The sequence below is a fragment of the Streptomyces sp. NBC_00016 genome (genome assembly GCF_045040885.1).
Lineage (GTDB): Bacteria > Actinomycetota > Actinomycetes > Streptomycetales > Streptomycetaceae > Streptomyces > Streptomyces coriariae.
Genome location: NZ_CP108304.1, coordinates 7088581 through 7113405, shown reverse-complemented (window position 1 = coordinate 7113405; position 24825 = coordinate 7088581). Strand labels below are relative to the sequence as shown.

General features: G+C 70.7%; 22 protein-coding genes. 8 read left to right on the top strand and 14 right to left on the bottom strand.

What is annotated here, in order from left to right:
* Nucleotides 1–6: 6 nt before the first annotated feature.
* Entirely contained in the window at nucleotides 7–627 is a 621-nt protein-coding gene (locus tag OG933_RS31355; protein WP_362528047.1) for a heme-copper oxidase subunit III, read from the bottom strand.
* 178 nt (nucleotides 628–805) lie between these two features.
* Between OG933_RS31355 and OG933_RS31350 the strand changes: the two genes are divergently transcribed.
* On the top strand, nucleotides 806–1210 hold the full coding sequence (locus OG933_RS31350; RefSeq protein WP_362272428.1) for a hypothetical protein: 405 nt from the start codon (nucleotides 806–808) through the stop codon (nucleotides 1208–1210).
* A 58-nt stretch (nucleotides 1211–1268) separates the two neighbouring features.
* On the opposite strand, the gene OG933_RS31345 is transcribed toward OG933_RS31350, so the two are convergent.
* The 4 genes from OG933_RS31345 to coxB all read right to left on the bottom strand — a co-directional run bounded on the left by OG933_RS31345 (nucleotide 1269) and on the right by coxB (nucleotide 5741).
* Nucleotides 1269–2522 (bottom strand): Ig-like domain-containing protein, encoded by a 1254-nt coding sequence (locus OG933_RS31345; protein WP_405630154.1) that lies wholly within the window; start codon nucleotides 2520–2522, stop codon nucleotides 1269–1271.
* 131 nt (nucleotides 2523–2653) lie between these two features.
* Nucleotides 2654–3052 carry a cytochrome c oxidase subunit 4 gene (locus tag OG933_RS31340; protein ID WP_020130001.1) on the bottom strand — a complete coding sequence of 133 codons (399 nt, stop codon included), beginning with the start codon at nucleotides 3050–3052 and terminating at the stop codon, nucleotides 2654–2656.
* Entirely contained in the window at nucleotides 3049–4785 is a 1737-nt protein-coding gene (gene ctaD, locus OG933_RS31335) for a cytochrome c oxidase subunit I (protein WP_054242816.1), read from the bottom strand. The genes OG933_RS31340 and ctaD overlap by 4 nt, the downstream gene beginning before the upstream one ends.
* On the bottom strand, nucleotides 4782–5741 hold the full coding sequence (gene coxB / locus OG933_RS31330; protein ID WP_020130003.1) for a cytochrome c oxidase subunit II: 960 nt from the start codon (nucleotides 5739–5741) through the stop codon (nucleotides 4782–4784). Before coxB ends, ctaD begins: the two co-directional genes overlap by 4 nt.
* Before the next feature lie 310 nt (nucleotides 5742–6051).
* Here coxB and OG933_RS31325 point away from each other — a divergent pair, with 310 nt between their 5' ends.
* Nucleotides 6052–7434 (top strand): cysteine desulfurase/sulfurtransferase TusA family protein, encoded by a 1383-nt coding sequence (locus OG933_RS31325; protein WP_405630151.1) that lies wholly within the window; start codon nucleotides 6052–6054, stop codon nucleotides 7432–7434.
* Nucleotide 7435: 1 nt separating this feature from the next.
* Here OG933_RS31325 and OG933_RS31320 read toward each other — a convergent pair whose 3' ends face one another.
* Nucleotides 7436–8410 (bottom strand): carbohydrate kinase family protein, encoded by a 975-nt coding sequence (locus tag OG933_RS31320; RefSeq protein ID WP_020130005.1) that lies wholly within the window; start codon nucleotides 8408–8410, stop codon nucleotides 7436–7438.
* Nucleotides 8411–8540: 130 nt separating this feature from the next.
* On the opposite strand from OG933_RS31320, the gene OG933_RS31315 reads away from it, so the two are divergent.
* Both OG933_RS31315 and OG933_RS31310 read left to right on the top strand, forming a co-directional pair.
* Complete coding sequence (locus OG933_RS31315) at nucleotides 8541–8750, top strand: hypothetical protein (RefSeq protein WP_020130006.1); 210 nt, start codon at nucleotides 8541–8543, stop codon at nucleotides 8748–8750.
* A 129-nt stretch (nucleotides 8751–8879) separates the two neighbouring features.
* Nucleotides 8880–10766, top strand: coding sequence for a hypothetical protein (locus OG933_RS31310; RefSeq protein WP_405630149.1), 1887 nt, complete (start codon nucleotides 8880–8882; stop codon nucleotides 10764–10766).
* A 96-nt stretch (nucleotides 10767–10862) separates the two neighbouring features.
* On the opposite strand, the gene OG933_RS31305 is transcribed toward OG933_RS31310, so the two are convergent.
* The gene (locus OG933_RS31305) at nucleotides 10863–11219 is read right to left on the bottom strand and encodes an iron-sulfur cluster assembly accessory protein (protein ID WP_015033024.1); all 357 of its coding nucleotides are present in this window, start codon (nucleotides 11217–11219) and stop codon (nucleotides 10863–10865) included.
* 277 nt (nucleotides 11220–11496) lie between these two features.
* On the opposite strand from OG933_RS31305, the gene nadA reads away from it, so the two are divergent.
* Complete coding sequence (nadA, locus tag OG933_RS31300; protein WP_405630144.1) at nucleotides 11497–12681, top strand: quinolinate synthase NadA; 1185 nt, start codon at nucleotides 11497–11499, stop codon at nucleotides 12679–12681.
* Between the two features lie 58 nt (nucleotides 12682–12739).
* On the opposite strand, the gene OG933_RS31295 is transcribed toward nadA, so the two are convergent.
* The 6 genes from OG933_RS31295 to OG933_RS31270 form a co-directional block, all read right to left on the bottom strand.
* Nucleotides 12740–14977 carry a protein kinase domain-containing protein gene (locus OG933_RS31295; RefSeq protein ID WP_405630143.1) on the bottom strand — a complete coding sequence of 746 codons (2238 nt, stop codon included), beginning with the start codon at nucleotides 14975–14977 and terminating at the stop codon, nucleotides 12740–12742.
* Between the two features lie 84 nt (nucleotides 14978–15061).
* Nucleotides 15062–18166 carry an efflux RND transporter permease subunit gene (locus tag OG933_RS31290; protein WP_405630142.1) on the bottom strand — a complete coding sequence of 1035 codons (3105 nt, stop codon included), beginning with the start codon at nucleotides 18164–18166 and terminating at the stop codon, nucleotides 15062–15064.
* Between the two features lie 193 nt (nucleotides 18167–18359).
* Nucleotides 18360–19043 (bottom strand): response regulator transcription factor, encoded by a 684-nt coding sequence (locus OG933_RS31285; protein ID WP_362528067.1) that lies wholly within the window; start codon nucleotides 19041–19043, stop codon nucleotides 18360–18362.
* A complete protein-coding gene (locus OG933_RS31280) occupies nucleotides 19040–20263 on the bottom strand; it encodes a histidine kinase (protein ID WP_362528068.1) in 1224 nt (407 codons plus the stop codon). Before OG933_RS31280 ends, OG933_RS31285 begins: the two co-directional genes overlap by 4 nt.
* A gap of 136 nt (nucleotides 20264–20399) precedes the next feature.
* Entirely contained in the window at nucleotides 20400–20678 is a 279-nt protein-coding gene (locus OG933_RS31275) for a PspA-associated protein PspAA (protein ID WP_020130014.1), read from the bottom strand.
* A gap of 34 nt (nucleotides 20679–20712) precedes the next feature.
* Nucleotides 20713–21489: a PspA/IM30 family protein gene (locus OG933_RS31270; protein ID WP_393823056.1), complete on the bottom strand. Its 777-nt coding sequence runs from the start codon at nucleotides 21487–21489 to the stop codon at nucleotides 20713–20715.
* Nucleotides 21490–21807: 318 nt separating this feature from the next.
* Between OG933_RS31270 and OG933_RS31265 the strand changes: the two genes are divergently transcribed.
* Both OG933_RS31265 and OG933_RS31260 read left to right on the top strand, forming a co-directional pair.
* Nucleotides 21808–22404, top strand: coding sequence for a DUF3043 domain-containing protein (locus OG933_RS31265; protein ID WP_028806871.1), 597 nt, complete (start codon nucleotides 21808–21810; stop codon nucleotides 22402–22404).
* Between the two features lie 83 nt (nucleotides 22405–22487).
* On the top strand, nucleotides 22488–23198 hold the full coding sequence (locus tag OG933_RS31260) for a methyltransferase domain-containing protein (protein WP_054242807.1): 711 nt from the start codon (nucleotides 22488–22490) through the stop codon (nucleotides 23196–23198).
* A gap of 75 nt (nucleotides 23199–23273) precedes the next feature.
* Here the strand turns inward: OG933_RS31260 and OG933_RS31255 are convergent, their stop codons facing one another.
* The gene (locus OG933_RS31255; protein ID WP_020130018.1) at nucleotides 23274–23486 is read right to left on the bottom strand and encodes a hypothetical protein; all 213 of its coding nucleotides are present in this window, start codon (nucleotides 23484–23486) and stop codon (nucleotides 23274–23276) included.
* Nucleotides 23487–23600: 114 nt separating this feature from the next.
* On the opposite strand from OG933_RS31255, the gene OG933_RS31250 reads away from it, so the two are divergent.
* Nucleotides 23601–24824 carry a bifunctional adenosylcobinamide kinase/adenosylcobinamide-phosphate guanylyltransferase gene (locus OG933_RS31250; RefSeq protein WP_362528071.1) on the top strand — a complete coding sequence of 408 codons (1224 nt, stop codon included), beginning with the start codon at nucleotides 23601–23603 and terminating at the stop codon, nucleotides 24822–24824.
* Nucleotide 24825 lies beyond the last annotated feature (1 nt).

The window sequence follows — 24825 nt, the reverse complement described above, 5'->3', positions numbered from 1 at the left end:
GCCCGGCTACTTGATCATGTAGATCGTGGCGAAGAGGCCGATCCAGACGACGTCGACGAAGTGCCAGTAGTAGGACACGACGATGGCCGCGGTCGCCTGCTCGTGGGTGAACCTCTTGGCCGCGTAGGTGCGCCCGAGGACGAACAGGAAGGCGATGAGGCCGCCCGTCACGTGCATGCCGTGGAAGCCGGTGGTCAGGTAGAACACCGAGCCGTACGGGTCGGAGGAGAGCGAGAGCCCGTCCTTCTTCACCAGCTCCGTGTACTCGAAGACCTGACCGCCGATGAAGATCGCACCCATGATGAAGGTGACGATGAACCACATCCTGAGCTTCTTCACGTCCCCGCGCTCGGCGGCGAAGACGCCGAGCTGGCAGGTGAGCGAGGAGAGCACCAGGATCGTGGTGTTGGTGGCCGAGAACGGGAAGTTCAGGGCCTCGGCCATTTCCTTCCAGTGATCAGGACCCGTCACCGATCGCAGGGTGAAGTACATCGCGAAGAGGGCCGCGAAGAACATCAGCTCGGAACTCAGCCAGATGATGGTTCCGACACTGGTGAGGTTCGGCCGATTGACCGACGGGTGCGCGTGCCCGGTTTCTACTGTCGTTGCTGTCGCCACGACCGACATTATGTCGGTCCCTTATCCCGCCCTCACTCCGGGGGGTGCCGTTCGGAGTGTTCGCACCGTGTGTACTGCCCGTATGGCCCATCGAAGTGGTGTTCCAAGCGGTGTTGACGACGTGTTCAAGGGAGTAGCATCCGCGGCATCGGTTCTGTCCGTACGACGCTGATGTCACGGAGGAAGCATGCAGGCGACCGCCACGGTGCTGGTCTACAGCGACGACGCCAACACCCGCGAGCAGGTCCGGCTCGCGACCGGGCGCAGGCCCGCGCCGGACGTCCCCGTGGTGGAGTTCCTGGAGTGCGCGACGCATGCGGCGGTGCTGCGGGAGCTGGACAGGGGCGGCGTCGACGTCGTCGTCCTGGACGGCGAGGCCGCGCCCATGGGCGGCATGGGGCTGTGCCGGCAGATCAAGGACGAGGTCTTCCGGTGCCCGCCGGTGCTTCTGCTCATCGGGCGGCCCCAGGACGCCTGGCTCGCCACCTGGAGCCGCGCTGACGCGGCTGTGACGCTGCCTGTGGAGCCCGTGGAGTTCGCTTCGGCCCTGGCGTCCCTGATGCGGCGCAAGAGCCTTACACAGAGCGCCTAGCGGGGGCACAGGGGCGTGGGGTTCCCCGCGCCCCCGGCAGCCGCGCTCCCGGCAGTGCCTACACCGCAGCGGGCCGCAGTCTCGACGTGTCCTGCTCCGCCTTCTGCTTGCCGCCCGTCAGCGCGCTGCCCTTGGTCCACTTCTTCCAGTCCAGGTTCCAGTCGCCGAAGCCGTTGCCGAAGGTCTCCATCGTGTCGCCGTAGCTGTTGACGACCTGGACGACGTCGCCCTGGCGGATGTTGTCGAAGAACCACTCGGCGTTGCCCGTGCTCATGCCGGTGCAGCCGTGGCTGACGTTCGCGTACCCCTGGGAGCCCACGGACCAGGGGGCCGCGTGGACGTACTCGCCGCTCCAGGTGACGCGGGTCGCGTAGTACACGGGCAGGTCGTAGGACTCCGAGGAGCCCTCCGCGATACCGACGGTGGTGCCGCGCATCCGTACGAAGTACTCCTTGCCCAGGACGACCTTGACGCCGTTGCGGGTCTCGAAGCCGGGCTTGCCGGTGGTGACGGGGATCTGGTTGATCTCCTCGTTGTTCTTGAAGACCGTCATGGAGTGCGACGACGCGTCGGTGACGGCGATGACCCGGTCGCCGATCGTGAGCTTGAGGTCCTTCGTGGGACCGCCCCACAGCCGGTCGCTGATCTTGATGCCGTCCAGGTTGCTGTGCACCCGGAGGCTGGCGTGGGCGGGCCAGTACTCCTGCGGCCGGTAGTGGAGTTCCTTGTCGTCCACCCAGTGCCAGCCACCCTGCACGGACGGCGTCGAGTCGACCTTGAGGGCGCGTTCGACGACGGCCCGCTGGGCGGGGTCCTTGATGGGCTGGTCCAGCTTGGCGGTGACGGGCTGGCCGACGCCGTACTCGCCCGCGTCGGGGCCGAACTCGACGCCCAGGCGCTTCTTGGAGGTGGGCTTGCCGGTGTCGAAGGTGAGCACCCGGCGGCCGGGGGCACCGTCGTCGTCCTCGGTGCTCACGCGGACCGTGTAGTGGGCGTTCGCCGCCAGCGGCTCGGTGCTGTGCCAGCGGCTGCCGTCGGCGGCGAGTTCGCCCGCCACGTAACGGCCTGCGCCGTCCACGGCGGTGACGTCCGTGATGCGGTCGTCGTCCTGCGCGGTGACCTCCAGGGGCTTGTCCGGGTCGGACTTCTTCCCGTCGCCACCGAGGTTGTTGAAGGAGATCTGGTCCGTCGCGTCGTAGGGACGCGCGGAGAGCGGGTTGCCGTCCGAGCCGCAGGCGCTTGCAACCGCGCCCAGGGCGATCACCAGCAGGGTGCAGCCCACGACGGTGCGAGGGCGGGGTTCGTGGCTCATGGCTTCACGCTAGGGAGCCGGGTCGGCCGCGGCGCGCTGAGTGACACGGACGGAGGAGCACCGTTGCGGCAAAAGCGTGAGCCCGGACCCTCCTGACGGAGTGTCCGGGCTCAGCCTGTGTTCAGTGCGTGCTACTGGGTGCGGCTCTCACCGCGGTAGTACTCGAAGACCCAGCCCCACAGACCGATGAGGATCAGCGGCAGGGAGAAGTACAGCAGCCACCAGCCGACAGCGACCCCCAGGAAGGCCAGGGCGCCGCCGATGCCCAGCGACAGCGGCTGCCAGCTGTGCGGGCTGAAGAAGCCCAGCTCGCCGGCGTCGTCCGCGACGTCCGCCTCCTTGTTGTCCTGCGCGCCCGCGTCGACCCGCCGGGCGGTGAAGCCCAGGTAGAAGCCGATCATGATGCACAGGCCGAAGGCCAGGAAGAGGGCCGTGGTACCGGCCGGCTCCTTCGACCACACGCCATAGACGATCGCCATGACGAGGACGAAGACGCTCAGCCAGACGAACATCTTGCCCTGGATCTTCACTTGCCGGCCTCCTTGCTGCCCGAGATGGCACTGGCACCGTGGCCGGCGTGCTCCAGCTGCTCGAGCGCGGCGATCTCGGGGTGGTGCAGGTCGAACGCCGGGGATTCACTGCGGATCCGCGGCAGGGTGAGGAAGTTGTGGCGCGGCGGCGGGCAGGAGGTGGCCCACTCCAGGGAGCGGCCGTAGCCCCACGGGTCGTCGACGCCGACCGGCTTGCCGTACTTGGCGGTCTTCCACACGTTGTAGAAGAACGGCAGCACGGACAGACCGAGGACGAACGAGCTGATCGTCGAGATCGTGTTCAGGGCGGTGAAGCCGTCGGCCGCCAGGTAGTCGGCGTACCGACGCGGCATGCCCTCGGCGCCCAGCCAGTGCTGGACGAGGAAGGTGCCATGGAAGCCGACGAACAGCGTCCAGAAGGTGATCTTGCCGAGGCGCTCGTCGAGCATCTTGCCGGTGAACTTCGGCCACCAGAAGTGGAAGCCGGAGAACATCGCGAAGACGACGGTGCCGAAGACGACGTAGTGGAAGTGCGCCACCACGAAGTACGAGTCGGACACGTGGAAGTCCATCGGCGGCGAGGCCAGGATGACGCCGGTCAGACCACCGAAGGTGAAGGTGATGAGGAAGCCCGTCGCCCACAGCATCGGTGTCTCGAAGGACAGTGAGCCCTTCCACATCGTTCCGATCCAGTTGAAGAACTTCACGCCCGTCGGCACGGCGATGAGGAACGTCATGAAGGAGAAGAACGGCAGCAGCACGCCACCCGTGACGTACATGTGGTGCGCCCACACCGTCACCGAGAGACCGGCGATCGAGATGGTGGCCGCGATCAGGCCCATGTAACCGAACATCGGCTTGCGGGAGAACACCGGGATCACTTCGGAGATGATCCCGAAGAACGGCAAGGCGATGATGTACACCTCTGGATGGCCGAAGAACCAGAAGAGGTGTTGCCACAGCAACGCGCCGCCGTTGGCCGCGTCGAAGACATGGGCACCGAACTTGCGGTCCGCCTCCAGGGCGAACAGCGCGGCCGCCAGGACCGGGAAGGCCAGCAGGACCAGGACACCGGTCAGCAGGACGTTCCAGGTGAAGATCGGCATCCGGAACATCGTCATGCCGGGCGCGCGCATGCAGATGATCGTGGTGATGAAGTTGACCGAGCCGAGGATGGTGCCGAAGCCGGAGAAGGCCAGACCCATGATCCACATGTCGGCGCCGATACCCGGGCTGCGGACCGCGTCCGACAGCGGGGCGTAGGCGAACCAGCCGAAGTCGGCCGCACCCTGCGGGGTGAGGAAACCGGCGACGGCGATCAGCGAGCCGAACAGGTAGAGCCAGTAGGCGAACATGTTCAGCCGCGGGAAGGCGACGTCCGGCGCGCCGATCTGGAGCGGCATGATCCAGTTCGTGAAGCCGGCGAACAGCGGCGTCGCGAACATCAGCAGCATGATCGTGCCGTGCATCGTGAACGCTTGGTTGAACTGCTCGTTCGACATGATCTGCAAGCCCGGTCGGGCGAGCTCGGCGCGCATGAGGAGCGCCATGACGCCACCGATGCAGAAGAACGCGAACGACGTGACCAGGTACAACGTACCGATGGTCTTGTGGTCGGTGGTCGTCAGCCACTTCACCACGACGTTGCCGGGCTGCTTGCGCCTGACCGGCAGCTCGTTCTCGTACGAGTCCTCAGCTGCGGAGGCACCCTGGGGTTCGTTGAGGATGCTCACAGGTTGTTCGTCTCCCGGTTCTTCTCGTGGCTCGTCTGCTCGATGCCCGCGGGAACGTAACCGGTCTGCCCCTTCTTCACGAGGTCCTTGAGGTGCTGCTCGTAGCGCTCCTGGGAGACGACCTTCACGTTGAAGAGCATCCGGGAGTGGTCGACGCCGCAGAGTTCGGCGCACTTGCCCAGGTAGGTGCCCTCCTTGTTGGGGGTCACCTGGAAGGAGTTGGTGTGGCCCGGGATGACGTCCTGCTTCATCAGGAACGGCACCACCCAGAAGGAGTGGATGACGTCACGCGAGGTGAGGACGAAGCGGACCGTCTTGCCCTCAGGGAGCCAGAGGGTCGGGCCGGGGTTGTTGGTCTGCGGGTTCCGCTCACCGGGAGTACCGCAGGTGTAGACGCCGCCGGCGTTGTCGGGGAAGTCCGCCTTGAACCGGTCCGGGATCGCGGCCAGGTTCTTGTCGGTCTTCGCGTTCCCGTCGGAACCGTCGACGTTCTCGATGTAGTTGAAGCACCAGCTCCACTGGAAGCCGACCACGTTCACCGTGACATCGGGCTTCTTGTCGAGGCTCAGCAGCTTCGACTCGTCACGGGCCGTGAAATAGAACAGCACCGAGACGATGATGATCGGAACCACCGTGTACAGCGCCTCGATGGGCATGTTGTACCGGGTCTGCGGAGGAACTTCGACCTTGGTGCGGCTGCGCCGGTGGAAGAAAGCACTCCACAGGATCAGGCCCCACACCAGCACGCCGGTGGCCAGCGCGGCTGCCCAGGATCCCTGCCACAGGGAGAGGATCCGCGGAGCCTCTTCTGTGACCGGGGTGGGCATACCAAGGCGGGGGAAGTCCTTGTATGTGCAACCGGTGGCGGTCGCCAGGACCAGGCCCGCGGTCATTGCCTGGAGCAGCTTCCGCCGCATCGGGCGCCGCGGCGAGCGGTCGGAGCCGTTGGGACTCACGTAGCGCCTTCCCGAGAGTCTCGCCCGCGCGGTTGGCTGCGGCCTGCCTTCTCGCGGGTCGGTCGCCGCCCTGCGTCGGGCAGGGGTTTGGATGTTTATGCGGACCAAACCCTAGCCGACGCCTTCCGGGGGTTCGCGGGGAGGGTGGCATACGCGCCGCGGGTCACCCCGAAGGGGTGGGATGAGCGTCTGATAGCGCCTAATAGCTCGTCAATGCGGCATGTGTGGCGGCTGCGGGCCTGCTGTGGCCTGTCGCGCAGTTCCCCGCGTCCCTGGGGTGCCGGCCTCACCAGCGCTCTACCGTTGCCGTGTGTCCTACTTCGACGCCGCTTCCGCCGCTCCCCTGCATCCCGTGGCCCGCCAGGCCCTGTTGGCCTCGCTCGACGAGGGGTGGGCCGATCCCGCCCGGCTGTACCGGGAGGGGAGGCGGGCGCGGATGCTGCTGGACGCCGCCCGGGAGGCGGCCGCCGAGGCGGTGGGCTGCCGGCCGGACGAACTGGTCTTCACCGCTTCCGGAACGCGGGCCGTGCACACCGGGATCGCGGGCGCGCTGGCCGGGCGCCGACGGGTCGGGCGTCACCTGATCGTGTCAGCCGTCGAACACTCCTCGGTACTCCATTCGGCAGAGGCGTTCGAGGCGGAGGGCGGGGCGGTGACCCGGGTCCCGGTGGTCAGGACCGGTGCCGTCGCCGTCGAGTCGTACGGCGACGCCCTGCGGGCCGACACCGCGCTGGCCTGTCTGCAGTCGGCCAACCACGAGGTGGGGACCGAGCAGCCGGTGGCGGCCGTGGCCGAGCTGTGCCGGGAGGCGGGGGTGCCGCTGCTGGTGGACGCGGCGCAGTCGCTCGGCTGGGGGCCGGTGGAGGGGCCCTGGTCGCTGCTGGCGGCGAGCGCGCACAAGTGGGGCGGGCCGTCCGGGGTGGGGCTTCTCGCGGTGCGCAAGGGGGTGCGGTTCGCCGTCCAAGGGCCGGTGGACGAGCGTGAGTCGGGGCGAGCGGCCGGGTTCGAGAACATTCCGGCGATCGTGGCCGCGGCTGCCTCGCTGCGGGCGGTGCGGGCGGAGGCGGCGGCCGAGGCGGTACGGCTGCGGGAGCTGACGGCACGGATCCGGGCGCGGGTGGCGGCCGTCGTACCGGACGTGGAGGTCGTCGGGGACCCGCTGCGGCGGCTGCCGGGGATCGTCACCTTCTCCTGTCTGTACGTCGACGGGGAGGCGCTGCTGCACGAGTTGGACCGGGAGGGGTTCTCCGTCTCCTCCGGGTCGTCCTGCACCAGCAGCACGCTGACGCCCAGCCATGTGCTGAAGGCGATGGGGGTGCTGAGTGAGGGAAACGTGCGGGTTTCGTTGCCGACGGGCGTCGCCGAGGAGGATGTCGAACGGTTCCTCGCCGTGCTGCCGGGGGCGGTGGCGGGGGTGCGGGAGAAGCTCGGGGCGCCCGTCGCGCCGACCGCTGCCGCCGTACGCGGCGAGGAGCTCGTCGTGGACGCGCTGGGCAAGCGGTGTCCGATTCCCGTCATCGAGCTGGCGAAGGTCATCGGGGAGGTGCCGGTCGGGGGCACGGTGCGGGTGCTGTCCGACGACGAGGCGGCCCGTCTGGACATCCCCGCCTGGTGCGAGATGCGGGACCAGGAGTACGTCGGTGAGGAGCCGGCGGACCGCGGCTCGGCCTATGTGGTCCGCCGGCTGTCCTGAGTCAGGCCAGGTGCTTGCGGACCTCGGTGGCGGCCTCGTCGCCGTAGGCCTTGGTGAAGCGGTCCATGAAGTGGGCGCGGCGCAGCTGGTACTCCTGGGTGCCGACCGTCTCGATCACGAGGGTGGCGAGCATGCAGCCGATCTGCGCGGCGCGCTCGTGGGAGACGCCCCAGGCCAGGCCGGAGAGGAAGCCGGCGCGGAATGCGTCACCGACGCCCGTGGGCTCGACCTTGGCCTCCTCCTCCGGGCAGCCGACCTCGATCGGGTCCTCGCCGGCCCGCTCGATACGGACGCCGCGCGAGCCGAGGGTGGTGACGCGGTGGCCGACCTTGGAGAGGATCTCGGCGTCCGTCCAGCCCGTCTTGGACTCGATGAGGCCCTTCTCGTACTCGTTGGAGAACAGGTACGTCGCGCCCTCCAGCAGTATCCGGATCTCGTCGCCGTTCATTCGGGCGATCTGCTGGGAGAAGTCGGCCGCGAAGGGGATCGAGCGGGTACGGCACTCCTCGGTGTGCCGGAGCATCGCCTCCGGGTCGTCGGCGCCGATCAGGACCAGGTCCAGGCCGCCCACCCGGTCGGCGACGGTCTTCAGCTCGATGAGGCGGGCCTCGCTCATCGCACCGGTGTAGAAGGAGCCGATCTGGTTGTGGTCGGCGTCGGTGGTGCACACGAAGCGGGCGGTGTGCAGGGTCTCGGAGATACGGACCGACCCGGTGTCGACGCCGTGCCGGTCGAGCCAGGCCCGGTACTCGTCGAAGTCCGCGCCCGCGGCGCCGACCAGGATCGGGTCGGTCCCCAGCTGACCCATGCCGAAGGCGATGTTCGCGCCCACGCCGCCCCGGCGCACGTCCAGGTTGTCGACCAGGAAGGAGAGCGAGACCGTGTGCAGCTGGTCCGCGACGAGCTGGTCGGCGAAGCGGCCGGGGAACGTCATGAGGTGGTCGGTGGCGATGGAGCCGGTGACTGCGATGCGCACGGCGTGGACTCTCCTGAGGGGAGGGGGATTGACAGTTCACGCTACCCGGTCGACCCGCGCCACTGAAGCAGCCGAAACTACCCGATAGTAGATCTTTCTTCGCGGCCTCCGGCGTGCATACGGTTCGGCTATGACGAACCTCAAGGTCCACGCCCCCGCTCCGGCCGACCTCGACGGCGACCTGGCGTCGCTGCGCGGTGACGGCGCCCGGATGGCTCGGCACTGGGCCGCCCCCGAGAAGATCACTTCCCGTCCGGTCTCCCCGTCACTCATCCTCGGCGTGATCGTTCCGGCGACGTCGGCGCGGCTCCTGGAGGCGATGCCGGACTACGGCAACTAGGGGTAAACCCTCGTTTTCCTTCGGAACGGCGCTCGGGAGGGAACCGTGCGCTCCCCCGTCGCGTCCCATCGCCGTCCCCCGTAAAGGGGATGTGGGGTACGCCAGCAGGGCAGCCGAAGGAGCGATGCGGTGAACACCGAGCGACCCGAGAACGACGACGCCGCGCGCGAGCCGGAGGAGACGGGTTCAAAGACGGCCGAGGCCGAGGTCCGGGAGACCGAGGTCCAGGAGGCGCGGGCCGAGGACGCGCCGGCCACGGAGGCCGGCGTTCCGGACGAGGAGGCCGGCCCTGCCGACACTCCCGCCGGCTCCGATGCCGGGGCTCCCGCCGTTTCCGAGGCCGACACCACCGCGGACACCGACACCGCAGCCACCGGCACCGGCACCGGCACCGCGGACACCACCGCCACGGACACCGGCAGCGACGCCGGTGAGCGGGCCGCCGCGTCCGAGGCCGGCGTCGGCGCCGAGGTCGGGGCCGAGGTCGGTGAGGTGCCGGCCGATTCCGGCTCCGGCGCGGGCGAGGGGCCGGACGAGCACGTCGTCGGGCCGGTGGCCGCCGACGCGCCCCCGGCCGGCCCGCGCCGCCGCTCCCCCGTTCTCATCGCCTCCGTCGCGGCCGCCGTGCTGCTGGTGGGCGGGGGCGGGGCCTATCTGACCTCCAGTACGGTCGGCGGCTCCGGTGGGGGTGCCGACGCCGGTTCACCGTCCGGTGACGGCACGCCCGCGGCGCTCCTCCTGGACGGCTACTCCACGGGTACGGGTACGGATACGAGTACCCCCGAGGGCGGTACGAGCGGCATCGCGCCCGGTGAGCCGAACCCCTACGGGGTGACCTACAAGGCCGCCGGCACCCTTCCCGACGGCCCCGGCTCCGCGCCCGTGTACTGGGCGAAGGGCGAGGTCACGAAGGACGAGGTGGCCCGGCTGGCGAAGGCGCTGGGGGCCGAGGGGACGCCGGTCGTCGACGGCGAGGCGTGGAAGGTCGGCGCCGGGAACGACGGCTCCGGCCCGGTGCTGCGGGTGAACCGGCAGGCGCCGGGGATGTGGACGTTCACCCGGTACGCGCCCGGCACCGACAACTGCACGGCCGGCACCGACAAGTGCACGGTGACCCCCCTGGCCGGATCCGGCGCCCCGGTGAGCGAGGCGGCCGCGAAGAAGGCGGCGGCGCCGGTTCTCGAGGCGGTCGGACAGGACGGCGCCCGGGTGGACGCGAGTCAGGTCATGGGGAGCCAGCGGGTGGTGAACGCCGACCCGGTGTTCGGCGAGCTGCCCACCTACGGCTGGACGACCGGGATCAGCGTCGACGCCCAGGGTGCGGTGGTCGGCGGGAACGGGCAGCTGGAACCGCCCGTGAAGGGCGACACGTACCCCGTGCTGAGCGCGCGGGAGGCGCTGGACGCGTTGAACGCGGCACCGGGGACGGACCACCGGATGGGCATCGGCGGCTGCGCCAGTCCGGTGCCGCTGAAGGACCGGCTGGAGAGTCCGTGCGGTGCGTCCACGGCGGCCCCCCAGGCGCAGACGGCGACGGTCGAGGACGCGGTGCTCGGGCTGGCTCCGCACACCTCGGGCGGACGGCAGGTGCTCGTCCCGTCCTGGCTGTTCGACGTGCAGGCCGCAGGGGTCGCGGGCGGCTACACGGTGACGCAGCCGGCCGTGGAGCCGGCGTATCTGAAGTCCGCCGCGACGCCGACGCCGTCGCCGACCGCCTCGTCGGGGACGCGGGACGTGAAGGTGGACGGCTACACCGCCGAGGGCGACGATCTGGTCGTGAGCTTCACCGGCGGGGTGTGCGGCGACTACAAGGCCACGGCGACCGAGAGCGGTGACGAGGTGAAGGTCACCGTGACCGAGACGCCGTGGAAGGACAAGGTCTGCATCCTGATCGCCAAGGAGTACCACCAGACCGTGCACCTGGACGAGTCGCTGGGCAGCCGGAAGGTCGTCGGGTCGGACGGCGCGGCGATCCCGCTGGAGAAGCCGGGCGCCCGGCTGCCGCAGGTCCGGTAACGCCCGGCAGCGGTTCGCGCGGCGCGAACGCGAAGGCGGCGGCCCCGTTGGAGGGGGCCGCCGCCTTCATGTCGTTCAGCGGTGCGAACGGGCGACCTAGCTGAAGGAGTCGCCGCAGGCGCAGGAGCCCGTCGCGTTCGGGTTGTCGATCGTGAAGCCCTGCTTCTCGATGGTGTCGACGAAGTCGATGGAGGCGCCGCCCAGGTACGGGGCGCTCATCCGGTCGGTGACGACCTTGACGCCGTCGAAGTCCTTCACCACGTCCCCGTCGAGCGAGCGCTCGTCGAAGAAGAGCTGGTAGCGCAGGCCGGAGCAGCCGCCGGGCTGAACGGCGACGCGCAGTGCCAGGTCCTCGCGGCCTTCCTGGTCGAGCAGGGCCTTGACCTTCGCCGCGGCGGCGTCGGACAGGAGGATGCCGTCGCTGACAGTGGTCTTCTCGTCCGATACGGACATCTACATCTCTCCCGGGTTGTACGGAGACTGCTTGCCGACGTTTCCAACCGTCGGGGCCGCGGATTCATTCCGCGCCGAGGAGTCGTGTTTCCACTTCTTTCCTCTTCTTGCCCTTCATGCTCGCACACGCGCGAAGCGGCGGACAGCGCCCTGCGGAGCGGCGTCGGCCGGGGCGCGGGATTCACGTCACATCGACGCGATGACCATCGTCAAAGTGACATGAAGCGGGTTATGATAGATAACGTCAGATCGACGAAAAGTAGAAAGGGTGCGTGCCGTGACCACCGCCCAGACCACGGAGCTCGACGTACAGCCGACTCCGCTCGCCCTGTTGCTGCTCGGCCGTGAGGCCGACCCGAAGAGTGAGCGGGGCGTCGAGTGCCCCGGCGACCTGCCCTCGCCCTCGGACCCGGACCTGGTCGAGCGGGCCCGCGCCGCCAAGGAGAAGCTCGGTGACAAGGTCTTCGTGCTCGGCCACCACTACCAGCGCGACGAGGTCATCCAGTTCGCCGACGTCACGGGCGACTCCTTCAAGCTGGCCAAGGACGCGGCCGCCCGCCCAGAGGCCGAGTACATCGTGTTCTGCGGTGTGCACTTCATGGCCGAGTCCGCGGACATCCTGACGTCCGACGACCAGAAGGTGGTCCTCCCCGACCTCGCCGCCGGGTGTTCGATGGCCGACATGGCCACCGCCGAGCAGGTCGCCGAGTGCTGGGACGTGCTGACCGAGGCCGGCATAGCCGAGCAGGTCGTGCCCGTCTCGTACATGAACTCGTCCGCGGACATCAAGGCGTTCACGGGCAAGCACGGCGGCACGATCTGCACCTCCTCCAACGCCCAGCGGGCCCTGGAGTGGGCCTTCGAGCAGGGCGAGAAGATCCTCTTCCTGCCGGACCAGCACCTCGGCCGCAACACCGCCGTACGCGACCTGGGCCTGTCCCTCGAGGACTGCGTCCTGTACAACCCGCACAAGCCCAACGGCGGGCTGACCGCCGAGCAGCTGCGCGACGCGAAGATGATCCTGTGGCGGGGCCACTGCTCGGTGCACGGCCGTTTCAGCCTGGATTCGGTCGAGGACGTCCGCGCCCGGATCCCCGGCGTGAACGTGCTCGTGCACCCCGAGTGCCGGCACGAGGTCGTGGCCGCGGCGGACTACGTCGGCTCGACCGAGTACATCATCAAGGCGCTGGAGGCGGCCCCGGCCGGCTCGAAGTGGGCCATCGGCACGGAACTGAACCTGGTGCGCCGGCTGGCGAACCGCTTCGCGCCCGAGGGCAAGGAGATCGTCTTCCTCGACAAGACGGTCTGCTTCTGCTCGACGATGAACCGGATCGACCTCCCCCACCTGGTCTGGACCCTGGAGTCCCTCGCCGAGGGCAAGCTGGTCAACCGGATCCAGGTCGACCAGGAGACCGAGGCGTTCGCGAAGCTGGCGCTGGAGCGGATGCTGGCCCTGCCGTAGCCGCACTGCCCCGGCCCCTCCCCTGCCGCCGTGGCCGGCCGGACGCCAGGAGCCCGGATCACCCCGACAGCGGCTCCTGGTCGGGGTGGGCCGGGTCCAGCGTGAAAACGGTCCCGTCGGGGCTGAGCACCACCAGGGCGCCCTCGTCGAGGAACACCCGTGCCGTGTCGTAGCCGAGCCCGACGACCTGCTCGGCCCGCGCGGGGGACTCCCACAGCAGGTCGCCGGTCCCGAGGTCGAGGGCGGCGACCCGTCCGGAGGCGCTGGCTGCGAACACCGCCTGCCCCTGCCCGTCGGCGACGGGTGTGCCGGGCTGCTGAAGGGTCGTCGAGGTCTGCCACAGCCGCTCGCCCGTCTCGGGCGAGTGGGCGGCCAACTGCCCCGCGGAGGAGGCGAAGCAGAGCACTCCGCCCACCAGCGCCACCTCGCCGCGCGGGTCGCCCGCCAGCTTCCTCGTGCGTACGGCGCCGGTGTCCGGGTCGATCAGCAGGACCTCGCGGTACGCCGACTCCGCGGAACGCCCGGCGTCCCGCGGGGTGTACATCACGAAGGCGAGATCGCCGCCGACGGCGCCGACGTGGACGGCGTCGCCGTCCGGCACGCTCACCTTCCGGGTCGAGCCGTCGGCCGGGTCCACGGCGTAGAACACGGTGCGCGACGGCGTACCCGCGTCGCCACAGCCGGCGTACGGGACGCTGTCGACATCGTGGAACCGGCAGCCGTAGCTGGACGCCACGGGCAGGGTGGCCGTCCAGCGCGTGGTGCCGTCGCGCAGTTCGCGGGCGGTCACGCGGTAGCCGTCCGCGGTCATCAGCAGATCGCCCACGACCGCGGGTTCGACAGGGCCCGTCTCGTTCAGCGTGCGCGACCAGAGCCGCTTGCCGGTGGCGGAGTCGAGGGCCACGGCGGTGCTGCTCTGGTCGGTGCCCGCGCTGTTCCGGACCGACTGGGAGACCAGCAGCACGCCGTCGTGCACCCCGAGGACCGTGCTGTCGTACCTCTCCCGGCCCACACCCGAGGGCAGGGAGTCGGCCCGCCAGACGAGCCGGCCCGTCGCCCCGTCGACGCGGACCGGGAGGGTGCCGTTGCCGCCGCAGTACAGGGCACCCTCCCCCATGGCGCAGGACAGGGAGGTGTTGCCGCCGTCGGAGGCCCCGCCGCCCAGCGGCTTCTTCACCCCGCTCGCGGCGGTCCCGAACACCGAGGTCCGCCAGGGCTCCCAGCCGTCGGGCAGCGGATCCCAGACGGGTGCCTCGGAGCCGGTGACGTCCGAGTCCGCCGCCTTGTCGTTCCCCTTGAAGGGGTCGAACAGGAGGTAGCCGGTGAGCGACACGGCCAGCAGGCCCGCCACCCCGGCGAGGACCGGCCACCGACGCAGCCGGGAGCGGCGGCCCGTGCGGGGCGGGGCCGCGGCCGGTCCCGGCTCCTCGCCCGCCTCGGGCGCGGGCGGCAGACGCAGGGTCACCGTCTCCATGTCGCCCGCCGCCGGTTCGGGCAGCGCCTCCGCGAACTCCCCGGCCAGCTCGTCGAGTCCGGGCCGGTCGCCGGCGTCCTTGGCCAGGCAGCGGGTCATGATCGCGCGCAGCGGTTCGGCGACCGCGTCCACCTTCGGTTCCTCGTGCATCACCCGCCACGCCGTCAGGTAGGGGCTGTCGGCGTCGAAGGGGCCGCGGCCTGTCGCGGCGAACACCAGCAGCGCGCCTAGGGAGAACACGTCCGAGGCGGGGCCGACCGACCGGGCGTCCTTGAACTGCTCCGGGGACATGAACGGCGGGGTACCGATGGCGTGGCCGGTCTCGGTGAGGGTCTGGTTCTCGGTGGCCCGGGAGATGCCGAAGTCGATGACCCGGGGGCCGTCCTGCGCCATCAGGACGTTGGAGGGCTTGAGGTCGCGGTGGACCACCCCGGCCCGGTGGATGTCCCGCAGCGCCTCCACCAGGCCCAGGGCCAGCCGTCGCAGCTCCGCGCCCTTCAGCGGGCCGCCGCTCCGGATCCGGGCGGAGAGCGCCTGTCCGGGCACGTACTGGGTGGCCATCCAGGGCCGTTCGGCCTCCGGGTCGGCATCCACGACCGGGGCGGTGAAGGCACCGCTCACCTTGCGGACGGCGTCGATCTCCTGCCGGAAGCGGGCCCGGAAGACCGTGTCCTCCGCGTACTGGGCGTGCACCACCTTGACGGCGACCTCACGCCCCGAACGGGACCGGCCCAGGTAGACGACGCCCATGCCACCGGATCCGATCCGGTCCACGATCCGGTACCCCCCGAGCGCCTTCGGGTCGTCCTTGTGCAGCGCCAACGCCCCGGTCCCCTTCCCCCGCCGAGCAGTTCGAGTTCACAGGATAGGGAACCCGTACGGGGGAAGGGCACCGGCGCTGCGGGGTCAGACCCCGGCAGGTTCCGGGGTCTTCTCGGGCTGCGCCGGCTGTCGCTTCGCGGCACGCTTCGTCGCCCGGCGCTCCTTGCGGAGTTCGAGCATCGCGTACAGCGTCGGGACGAGCAGCAGGGTGAGCAGGGTCGAGGTGATCAGACCGCCGATCACGACCACCGCCAGCGGCTGGGCGATGAAGCCGCCCTCGCCGGTGACGCCCAGGGCCATCGGGAGCAGGGCGAAGATGGTCGCCAGCGCCGTCATGAGGATGGGGCGCAGCCGGTGCCGCCCGCCCTCGACCACGGCCTCGACCACGCCGTACCCCTGCTTGCGGTACTGGTTGACGAGGTCGATCAGGACGATCGCGTTGGTCACCACGATGCCGATGAGCATCAGCATGCCGATCATCGCCGGGACGCCCATCGGGGTGCCGGTGACGAGCAGCAGCCCGATCGCGCCGGTCGCCGCGAAGGGGATGGAGACCAGCAGGATCAGCGGCTGGACCAGCGACCGGAAAGTCGCCACCAGCAGCATGAAGACGATCGCGATCGCCGCGAGCATCGCCAGGGCGAGGTTCTTGAACGCGTCGTCCTGGTCCTGCGAGACCCCGCCGATCTCGGCCGTGGCACCCGCCGGGAGCTTCAGCGCGTCGAGCTTCGAGGTGAGCTCGGCACTCACCGCGCCGGTGTTGTCGCCGGTCGGCTTCGCGGTGACGGTGGCCGCCCGACGGCCGTCGATGCGGGTCATCGCGACCGGGCCGTCGACCAGTTCCACGGTGGCGATGTCGCCGAGCTTCACCGCGCCCAGGGGCAGGGCCTCGAGCTGGGCGAGCGTCGTGGCGGGCTTCGCCGAGGTGATGACGACATCGCGCTCGGTGTCGTCCAGGACCGCCTTCGCGGCCGTCGTCCCGCGGACCGCCTGGGCGACCGCCGCGCCCAGCGTCTGGTCGTCGAAGCCGGCCGCTGCGGCCTTGGCGTTCGCCTTGACCGAGATGCGCGGCACGCTCTGCGAGAGGTCGCTGGTCACGTCCGTGACGTCGTCGAGGCCGGCCACGGCCTCCCGGACCTGCTCGGCTGCCGTGCGCAGCACCCCCGCGTCGGCCGCCTTCACGACGACGCTCAGGTCCTGGCTGCCGAAGCCGTCACCGGCGGCGACGGTGGTCGTGCCGATGCCGTCGAGCTTCTTCAGCCCGTCCTCGACCCGCTTCTGGACGTCCTTGTGCGAGGCGGAGTCCTCGATCATCACCTGGTAGGAGGCCTGGTTGGTGTCGGTGCCGCCGCCGAAGGCCGCCATGAAGCCGGAGGAGCCGATGGTGACCTGGTAGTCCTTCACGCCCTCGGTGGCGGCGAGGAGTTGTTCGACCTTCTTCGCCTGGGCGTCGGTCGCGGCCAGGCTGGTGCCCGGCTTCAGCTCCTGCTTGACCGTCAGGACCTGCTGCTCGCCCTGGTCGAAGAAGTTGGTCTTCAGCAGGGGAGCCATGGCGAAGGTGGCGATCAGCACGACGACCGCGATCGCCACGCTGGTGAGGCGGCGCCGGGTGGCGAAGCGCAGCACGGGGACGTAGAAGCGCTGGAGGCGGCTCTTCGCCTCCTTCTCCTCGGCCGCGCGGCGGGCTTCCTCGGCGTCCTCGGGGGTGCCCTTGGGGGCGCGCAGGAACCAGTACGACAGGACGGGGACGACCGTCAGCGAGACCAGCAGGGAGGCCAGCAGGGCCGCCGTCACGGTGAGCGAGAAGGCGCCGAACAGGGCGCCCACCATGCCGCCGACCAGGCCGATCGGCAGGAACACGGCGACCGTGGTGAGGGTGGAGGAGGTGACCGCCCCGGCCACCTCGCGCACGGCCGTGATGATCGCGGACTGCCGCTCCTCGCCGTAGCCGAGGTGGCGCTTGATGTTCTCCAGGACGACGATCGAGTCGTCGACGACCCGGCCGATCGCGATGGTCAGCGCGCCCAGCGTCAGCATGTTCAGCGAGAGGTCGCGCGTCCACAGGACGATCAGCGCCAGCACCACGGAGAGCGGGATGCTGACCGCCGTCACCAGCGTCGAACGGATCGACGCCAGGAAGACCAGGATGACGAGGACGGCGAAGAGCAGACCGAGGGCGCCTTCCGTGGTCAGGCCCTCGATGGCCTTCGCGACGGCCGGACCGCTGTCGCTGACGACGGTGATCGTCGCGCCCGAGCCGAGGTCCTGGCGCAGGTCGGCCAGCTTGGCGTCGACGGCGTCGGAGATGGCGACGGCGCTGCCGTCGTGGTCCATGGTGACCATCACGGCGAGGCTGGGCTTGCCGTCGGTGCGGGTGAGGGAGTCGGCCGGGGCCTCCTGCTGCCGCACCGCGGCCACGTCACCGAGGCGGACCGGCTTCCGGCCGGCGAGCCCCGGGATCCGCAGGTCCTCGATCTGCGCGACGGACGTGTAGCCGCCGCCGACCTGGACCGTGCGGTTGCTGCCCGCCTCGTCGAAGGAGCCGGCCGGCACGGTCGCGCCGCCCGCCTGGAGCGCCTGGGCGAGGGACTGCGTGGTCAGACCGGCCTTGGCCAGCTTCGCGTCGTCCGGGGTGACGGAGACCTGGAGATCCCGGACGCCGGTGACGGTGACCTGGCCGACACCGTCGATGTCCCGCAGCGCCGGGACGACGCTCCGGTCGAGCTGGTCGGCGAGGGCCTGCTGGTCCCGGTCGGAGGTGACCGCGAGGACGACGGTCGGCATGTCGTCGGTGGAACCGGCGACGACCTGCGGGTCCACGGCGTCGGGGAGCTGGACGCGGGCCCGGTTCACGGCCTGCTGGACGTCGGCGACGAGCTGCTTGGTGTCGTTGCCGTAGTCGAAGGACGCCACGATCACGGCGTTGCCCTCGCTCGCCGTGGAGGTGACGCCGGTGATGCCGTCGACCCCCTCGAGGTTGTCCTCGATCGGCTCGATGACCTGCTTCTCGACGACGTCCGGGGAGGCGCCCTGGTAGGGCGCGAGGACGGAGACCATCGGGAGTTCGATGGTGGGCAGGAGCTGCTGTTTCAGTTGCGGGATCGCGATCGCGCCGAAGGCGATCGCGACGATGGACATGAGGCCTATCAGGGCCCGTTGCGCGAGGCTGAAGCGGGACAGCCAGGACATGGGTACGGGTCTCGTCTCTGTGAGCGGCAGAAGCGGTGCCAGGCGTGGCGGGTGAGTGACACGTGTGACAGGTGGTGCACCTGTGTCACGTGTGGCCTCTTCACCCTGGGCCATACCGGTACGGCGATCCGTACGCTCCAGGTCCATTTACTTATCCCGCGCCTACTCCGGGCGCAGTACGCAAAGACCGGGCTCACTCCACCCTCGGACGTACCAGCCCCGACTCGTACGCGATCACCACGAGCTGGGCCCGGTCGCGCGCGCCCAGCTTGGCCATGGCCCGGTTGACGTGCGTCTTCACGGTGAGCGGGCTGACCTCGAGGCGCTCGGCGATCTCGTCGTTGGAATGGCCGCCGGCGACCTGCACGAGGACCTCGCGCTCGCGCACGGTGAGTGCGTCCAGCCGGGCGGAGCGGGCCGGGTCGTGCTCGTCGTCCATCGCGCCGCCCTGGGCCAGGAAGCGGGCGATCAGACCCTTGGTGGCGGTCGGCGAGAGCAGGGCCTCCCCGCCGGCGGCGACCCGTATCGCGCTCAGCAGTTCCTCCGGCTCGCTGCCCTTGCCGAGGAAACCGGAGGCGCCGGCCCGCAGCGACTGCACCACGTAGTCGTCGACCTCGAACGTCGTCAGGATGACCACCCTGACGTGCGCGAGGGACGGATCGGCGCTGATCAGCCGGGTCGCGGCGAGACCGTCCGTACCGGGCATGCGGATGTCCATCAGGACGACGTCGGCGCGCTGCTCCCTGGCCAGCCGGACGGCCTCGGCGCCGTCGGACGCCTCGCCGACCACCTCCATGTCGGCCTCCGAGTCGACGAGCACGCGGAACGCGCTGCGCAGCAGCGCCTGGTCGTCGGCGAGCAGGACACGGATGGTCATGCGTTCTCCCCCGTGGTGGCCGTGCGGGTCTTGACCGGCAGGATCGCATGGACGCGGAAGCCGCCTCCGTAGCGGGGACCGGTGGTGAGGGTGCCGCGCAGGGCGGTGACGCGCTCGCGCATGCCGAGCAGGCCGTGGCCGCCGCCGGCCGCCGGGGGCCCGTCGTCCGCGGGACGCCCGTTGTCGAGGACCGTGACCTCGATGTTCGGTCCCACGCGTACGACGCTGACCTCGGCCTTCGCCTCGGATCCCGCGTGCTTCTGGACGTTGGTGAGGGCTTCCTGGATGACCCGGTAGGCGGCCAGGTCGACGGCGGCCGGGAGCTTGGTCCCGTGGTCGGTACGGGCCACCTCGACCTGGAGGCCGGCGCTGCGGAAGGTGCCGGCCAGTTCGTCGAGCCGGTCCAGGCCGGGTGCGGGCTCGGTGGGGGCCTCGGGGTCGCCGGACTGGCGCAGCAGCCCGACGGTGGCCCGCAGTTCGTTGAGCGCGGAGCGGCTGGCCTCGCGGACGTGGGCGAGGGCCTCCTTGGCCTGGTCGGGCCGCTTGTCCATGACATGCGCGGCGACTCCGGCCTGGACGTTGACCAGGGCGATGTGGTGGGCGACGACGTCGTGCAGGTCGCGGGCGATGCGCAGGCGCTCCTCGGCGACCCGGCGGCGGGCCTCCTCCTCCCGGGTGCGCTCCGCGCGCTCGGCGCGGTCCCGGATGGCCTGGACGACGGCCCGGCGGCTGCGGACCGCGTCACCCGCGGTGGCGCCGATGCCCGTCCAGGCGAGGATCCCGAGGTTCTCCTGGGCGTACCAGGGCAGCGGTCCGGCGAGCATGGCCGCGCCGGTGAGGATCGTCATGGTGAGCAGACCGGCGCGCACCGTGGTGGCGCGGTCGGTGGAGGCGGCGACGGTGAACAGGGCGATCACGGCGGACATGGCGACGGGGGCCCGGGGATCGCCGGTGACGGACTCGATCACGGAGGCGGCGCCGGTGAGGGCGAGGACCGTCATGGGGGCGCTGCGGCGGAAGACGAGGGCGACGGCGGAGAGGGTCATCAGCAGCAGGCTGAGCGGGTCCGGGCTGCGGATGCGCCAGCTGACGCCGTGCCCTCCGTGCGGGTCGACGAAGGAGCCGGCCAGCATGCAGAGCAGTACGCCCGCGGCGAGCGCGGCGTCCAGGGCCAGGGGATGTTCGTGCAGTTGGCGCTGGGCGCGGGCAAGGGGGGTCACTGTTCAGTTACCGTCGCTTTCCTTGCCGTGGCGGGGGGTTGCCGCCCCCGCACCCCCGCTGTCGGCCCTGGACGGGCCTCGTCCTCAATCGCCGGACGGGCCGGAAGCCGTGACCGGCGCTGAGAGGTCGCCGCCCTCAGCCCGGGATCAGGCCGTCGTCGCTGAGCATCTCGCGGACCTCTTCCAGGCTCGCGTCCGGGGCCGGGAGAATCAGTTCCGAGGGTTCCAGGGCGTCGTCCGGCAATGGGTCGCCGAGGCGACGGACGGCGTCCAGGAGGGCACCGAGGGTGCGGTGGAAGCCGTCCTCGTCGCCGCTCTCCATCTCCGCGAGCAGCTCGTCGTCCAGCGTGTTCAGTTCGACGAGATGGGAGTCGGCCAGTCGCCACTGGCCCTCCCCCATGATCCGTACGATCATGTCGCCCTCCTCGGCTCCGGTCCCCGGCGCCGGGCTACTGCTTGTCGAAGCGCGGGGTGTCCTGCGGCTGCTGCTGGGACTGCGACTGGTTCGTGCCACCTTCGATGGCCTGCTGGCCGGCCGAGCTGCCCCCGGCGAGCTCGGCCTTCATGCGCTGCAGTTCCAGCTCTACATCCGTACCACCGGAGAGCCGGTCCAGCTCGGCCTGGAGGTCGTCCTTCGCGATGCCCGTCGGGTCGTCCAGGGCGCCGGACGCCATGAGCTCGTCGAGGGCGCCCGCGCGGGCCTGGAGCTGGGCGGTCTTGTCCTCGGCGCGCTGGATGGCCAGGCCGACGTCGCCCATCTCCTCGGAGATGCCGGAGAAGGCCTCGCCGATGCGGGTCTGGGCCTGGGCGGCGGTGTAGGTGGCCTTGATGGTCTCCTTCTTCGTACGGAAGGCGTCCACCTTGGCCTGCAGGCGCTGGGCCGCGAGGGTGAGCTTCTCCTCCTCGCCCTGGAGCGTGGAGTGCTGCGTCTCGAGGTCGGTGACCTGCTGCTGGAGCGCCGCGCGGCGGGAGAGCGCCTCGCGGGCGAGGTCCTCACGGCCGAGCGCGAGGGCCTTGCGGCCCTGGTCCTCCAGCTTGGAGGACTGCGACTGCAACTGGTTCAGCTGGAGTTCCAGGCGCTTGCGCGAGGTCGCGACGTCGGCGACACCGCGGCGGACCTTCTGGAGAAGCTCCAGCTGCTTCTGATACGAGTAGTCGAGGGTTTCGCGCGGGTCCTCGGCCCGGTCAAGGGCCTTGTTCGCCTTCGCGCGGAAGATCATCCCCATACGCTTCATGACACCGCTCATGGGCTTCGCGCGCCCCCTTCTGACGTCCAGCTCCAGCTCTGCGACAGAACCCACAGTACGGGCCCTGCATCCATTGACGCACTGTTCGGGGACGGATGCGCTCATCCCCAAGGACGACTGACCAAGACCTTGCTCCGGCGTAGGGAGTAGGTGACCTTCAGGGTGAGCGATCGGTCACCCTGCGCCCCCTCTTTCCCGCTCCTGTCCCGGTCTGTCCCCTCTACAGACGACTGGTGTTGCCGGATCGTTCCCCTCCGGGCTGGGGTCCATGCTCGCGAGCGCTTACCCTTGGGTTTTGTGTTCCGTAGCCGTGCCAAGGAAGAGAAGGCCCCCGCCGACAAGGCCGTGGTGACCGACTCCATGCAGCCCCGTGACCCGCAGGCCAAGAAGGGCAGGCCCACGCCCAAGCGCAGTGAGGCCCAGTCCCAGCGCCGCAGCGTCGCCAACACCTCGACGTCCCGCAAGGACGCCGCCAAGCGGCAGCGCAGCGAGCGCCGCGCCCAGCTGGACAGGCAGCGCCAGGCGCTGGCCGGCGGGGACGAGCGGTATCTGCCGGTCCGCGACAAGGGTCCCGTGCGCAAGTTCGCGCGCGAGTTCATCGACTCCCGGTTCAACGTGGCGGAGTTCTTCCTGCCGATGGCCGTGGTCATCCTCGTGCTGAGCATGGTGCGGGTGGGCTCGCTCCAGACCATCGCGCTGCTGCTGTGGCTGGTCGTGATCGTGCTGATCGTGCTGGACTCGTTCGTCACGAGTTTCCGGCTGCGCAAGCAGCTCGCCGAGCGCTTCCCCGACCAGAACCGGCGGGGCGCGGTGGCGTACGCGCTGATGCGCTCCCTCCAGATGCGTCGGCTCCGGCTGCCCAAGCCGCAGATCAAGCGCGGAGCACGGCCCTGAGCACTGCGGCTTTCTCCGGGGGGGCGGCCGAGGCCTGGTTGAACAGGCTGGGTGGGCTGCGTGATGTCGTACGACAGGAGCTGGTGGCCCGGCAGCTCGACGAGCAGATAACGGGGCGCTACCCGGTCGGGCAGCGGCTGCGGGTGCTGGACGTGGGGATGGGCCAGGGCACGCAGGCGCTGCGGCTGGCCCGGCTCGGGCACCAGGTGACCGGGCTCGAACGGGACGCGACGATGATCGCCGCGGCCCGCGAGGCCCTGTGCGGCGAGCCCGAGGGCATCCGGGAGCGGATGCGGATCATCGAGGGCGACGGCCGGGACACCGGTGTGCACTTCCTGCCCGGCAGTTTCGACGTGGTGCTCTGCCACGGCGTGCTCATGTACGTCGAGGAGCCGGACGCGCTGCTCGCGGGGCTCGCGCGGATGCTGGCCCCGGGCGGGCTGCTGTCGCTGCTCGTGCGCAACGCGGACGCGCTGGCCATGCGGCCCGGCATGTCGGGCGACTGGACGGGCGCGCTCGGCGCCTTCGACACCGTCGCCTACCGCAACCGGCTGGGGCTCGACGTACGGGCGGACCGGCTGGCGACGCTGACCGACGCGCTGGCCGGGATCGGGGCACCGCTGCAGGCCTGGTACGGCGTGCGGGTCTTCACGGACACGGCGGCGGACGGGACGGAGATCCCGCAGGACCCGCGGCAGCGGGAGAGCCTGCTGTCCGCCGAGGAGCGGGCCGGGCGGACCGACCCCTACCGGCAGGTGGCGGCGCTGCTGCATCTGTGCGGGGTGCGCGGCTGAGCCGGACCGGCGTTCTTCACTCGTCCGGGTGAGCGGTGGCCGGGGTGGCCGTGCGGCGACCACCCCGACGCAGGGCTACGCCTCGTTCGCGTGCAGGCTCATCGGGCCGTAGATCTCGGCGGAGTCCTCGAAGAGCCGCACCTGGTCCGCGCCGCCTTCGAGGAGGTCCTTCCACACTTCCCCGATCCAGGACTCGGCGTCCCCCTGCGTGGTGAACTCCTCGGGCTGTACCGCTGGTTGGACCTCCGTCCCGTCGGCCTTCTCGAACCGCCACGTCCATGCCGCCATGTACGCCTCCCAGCTGTGACCACGTGCAGAGCAGAAGCCGGATCTTGGTCCGGCTTCTGCTGTGCAGCCTAGTCGGATGCGCAAGAGCTGGTCAGACGCGCGAAAATCAGCTCCGTGGAAGTCACTCTGCTCGGTACCGGTGCCCCCGCGGGCCTGCCCCGCCCCGACTGCTCCTGCGCCGTGTGCGCGACCTCGCTCGGGGCTGACGCGCGCGCGGCGACCGCGCTGCTCGTCGACGGGGCCCTGTTGCTCGATCTGACGCCGGGTGCGGCGTTCGCGGCCGCGCGGGCCGGGCATTCGCTGGGCGGGGTGCGGCAGGTGCTGCTGACGCATCCGCACGACGGGCCCCCGGTGGAGGTGCCGGCCGGGCTGCCGCAGCCCGGCCGGGTGCCGGACTGGCGGGAGTCGCCGCTGGTGACGGGTCATCGGGTGCGGGCGGTGGCGATGGACGCGCCCGGCACCGGGTACGCGGTGGCCGGCCCGGACGGGCAGCGGCTGCTGTATCTGCCGCCCGGCGGCGCACCGGCCGGCCTGGAGGAGGGGTCGGAGGCCGCCGGGCCGTACGACATGGTCCTGGCGGATCTGGTGGGGCGCCCGGACGCGCTGGCGAAGCTGCGGGCGGTGGGCGCGGTGGGGCCGGCGACCGACGTGGTCGCCGTCCACCTGGACCATGACGTGCCACCGGGCGCGGAGTTGCGGCGGCGGCTCGCGGCGGCCGGGGCGCGGGCGGTGCCGGACGGCTCGACCTTGATCGTGGGGGTGTACGAGGACGTGCCGGACGTGTCGCGGCGGACGCTGGTGCTGGGCGGGGCCCGGTCGGGGAAGTCGGTGGAGGCGGAACGGCGGCTGGAGTCCTTCCCGGACGTGCTGTACGTCGCCACCGGCGGGACCCGGGGCGGCGACACCGAGTGGGCGTCCCGGGTCGCGACGCACCGCGACCGGCGGCCGGGTTCGTGGCGGACGGTGGAGACCTGCGACCTCGTGCCGCTGCTGGCGCAGGACGGCGCCCCGCTGCTGATCGACTGTCTGTCGCTGTGGCTGACGGACGTCATGGACTCCGTCGGGGCGTGGGACGACGCGCAGTGGGCGGACGGCGGCGAACGGGCGCTGCGCGCACGGGTGGTGGAACTCGCCCGGGCGGTGCGCTCGGCCCGGCGGACCGTCGTCCTGGTCTCCAACGAGGTGGGGTCGGGCATCGTGCCGGCCACGGCGTCGGGCCGGCGGTACCGGGACGAGCTGGGGCGGCTGAACGCGGCCGTCGCCGCCGAGTGCGAGGAGGTGGTCCTGGTGGTGGCGGGCCAGGCACTGGTGTTGCGGGGACCGGTGCCCGGCGCCTGAC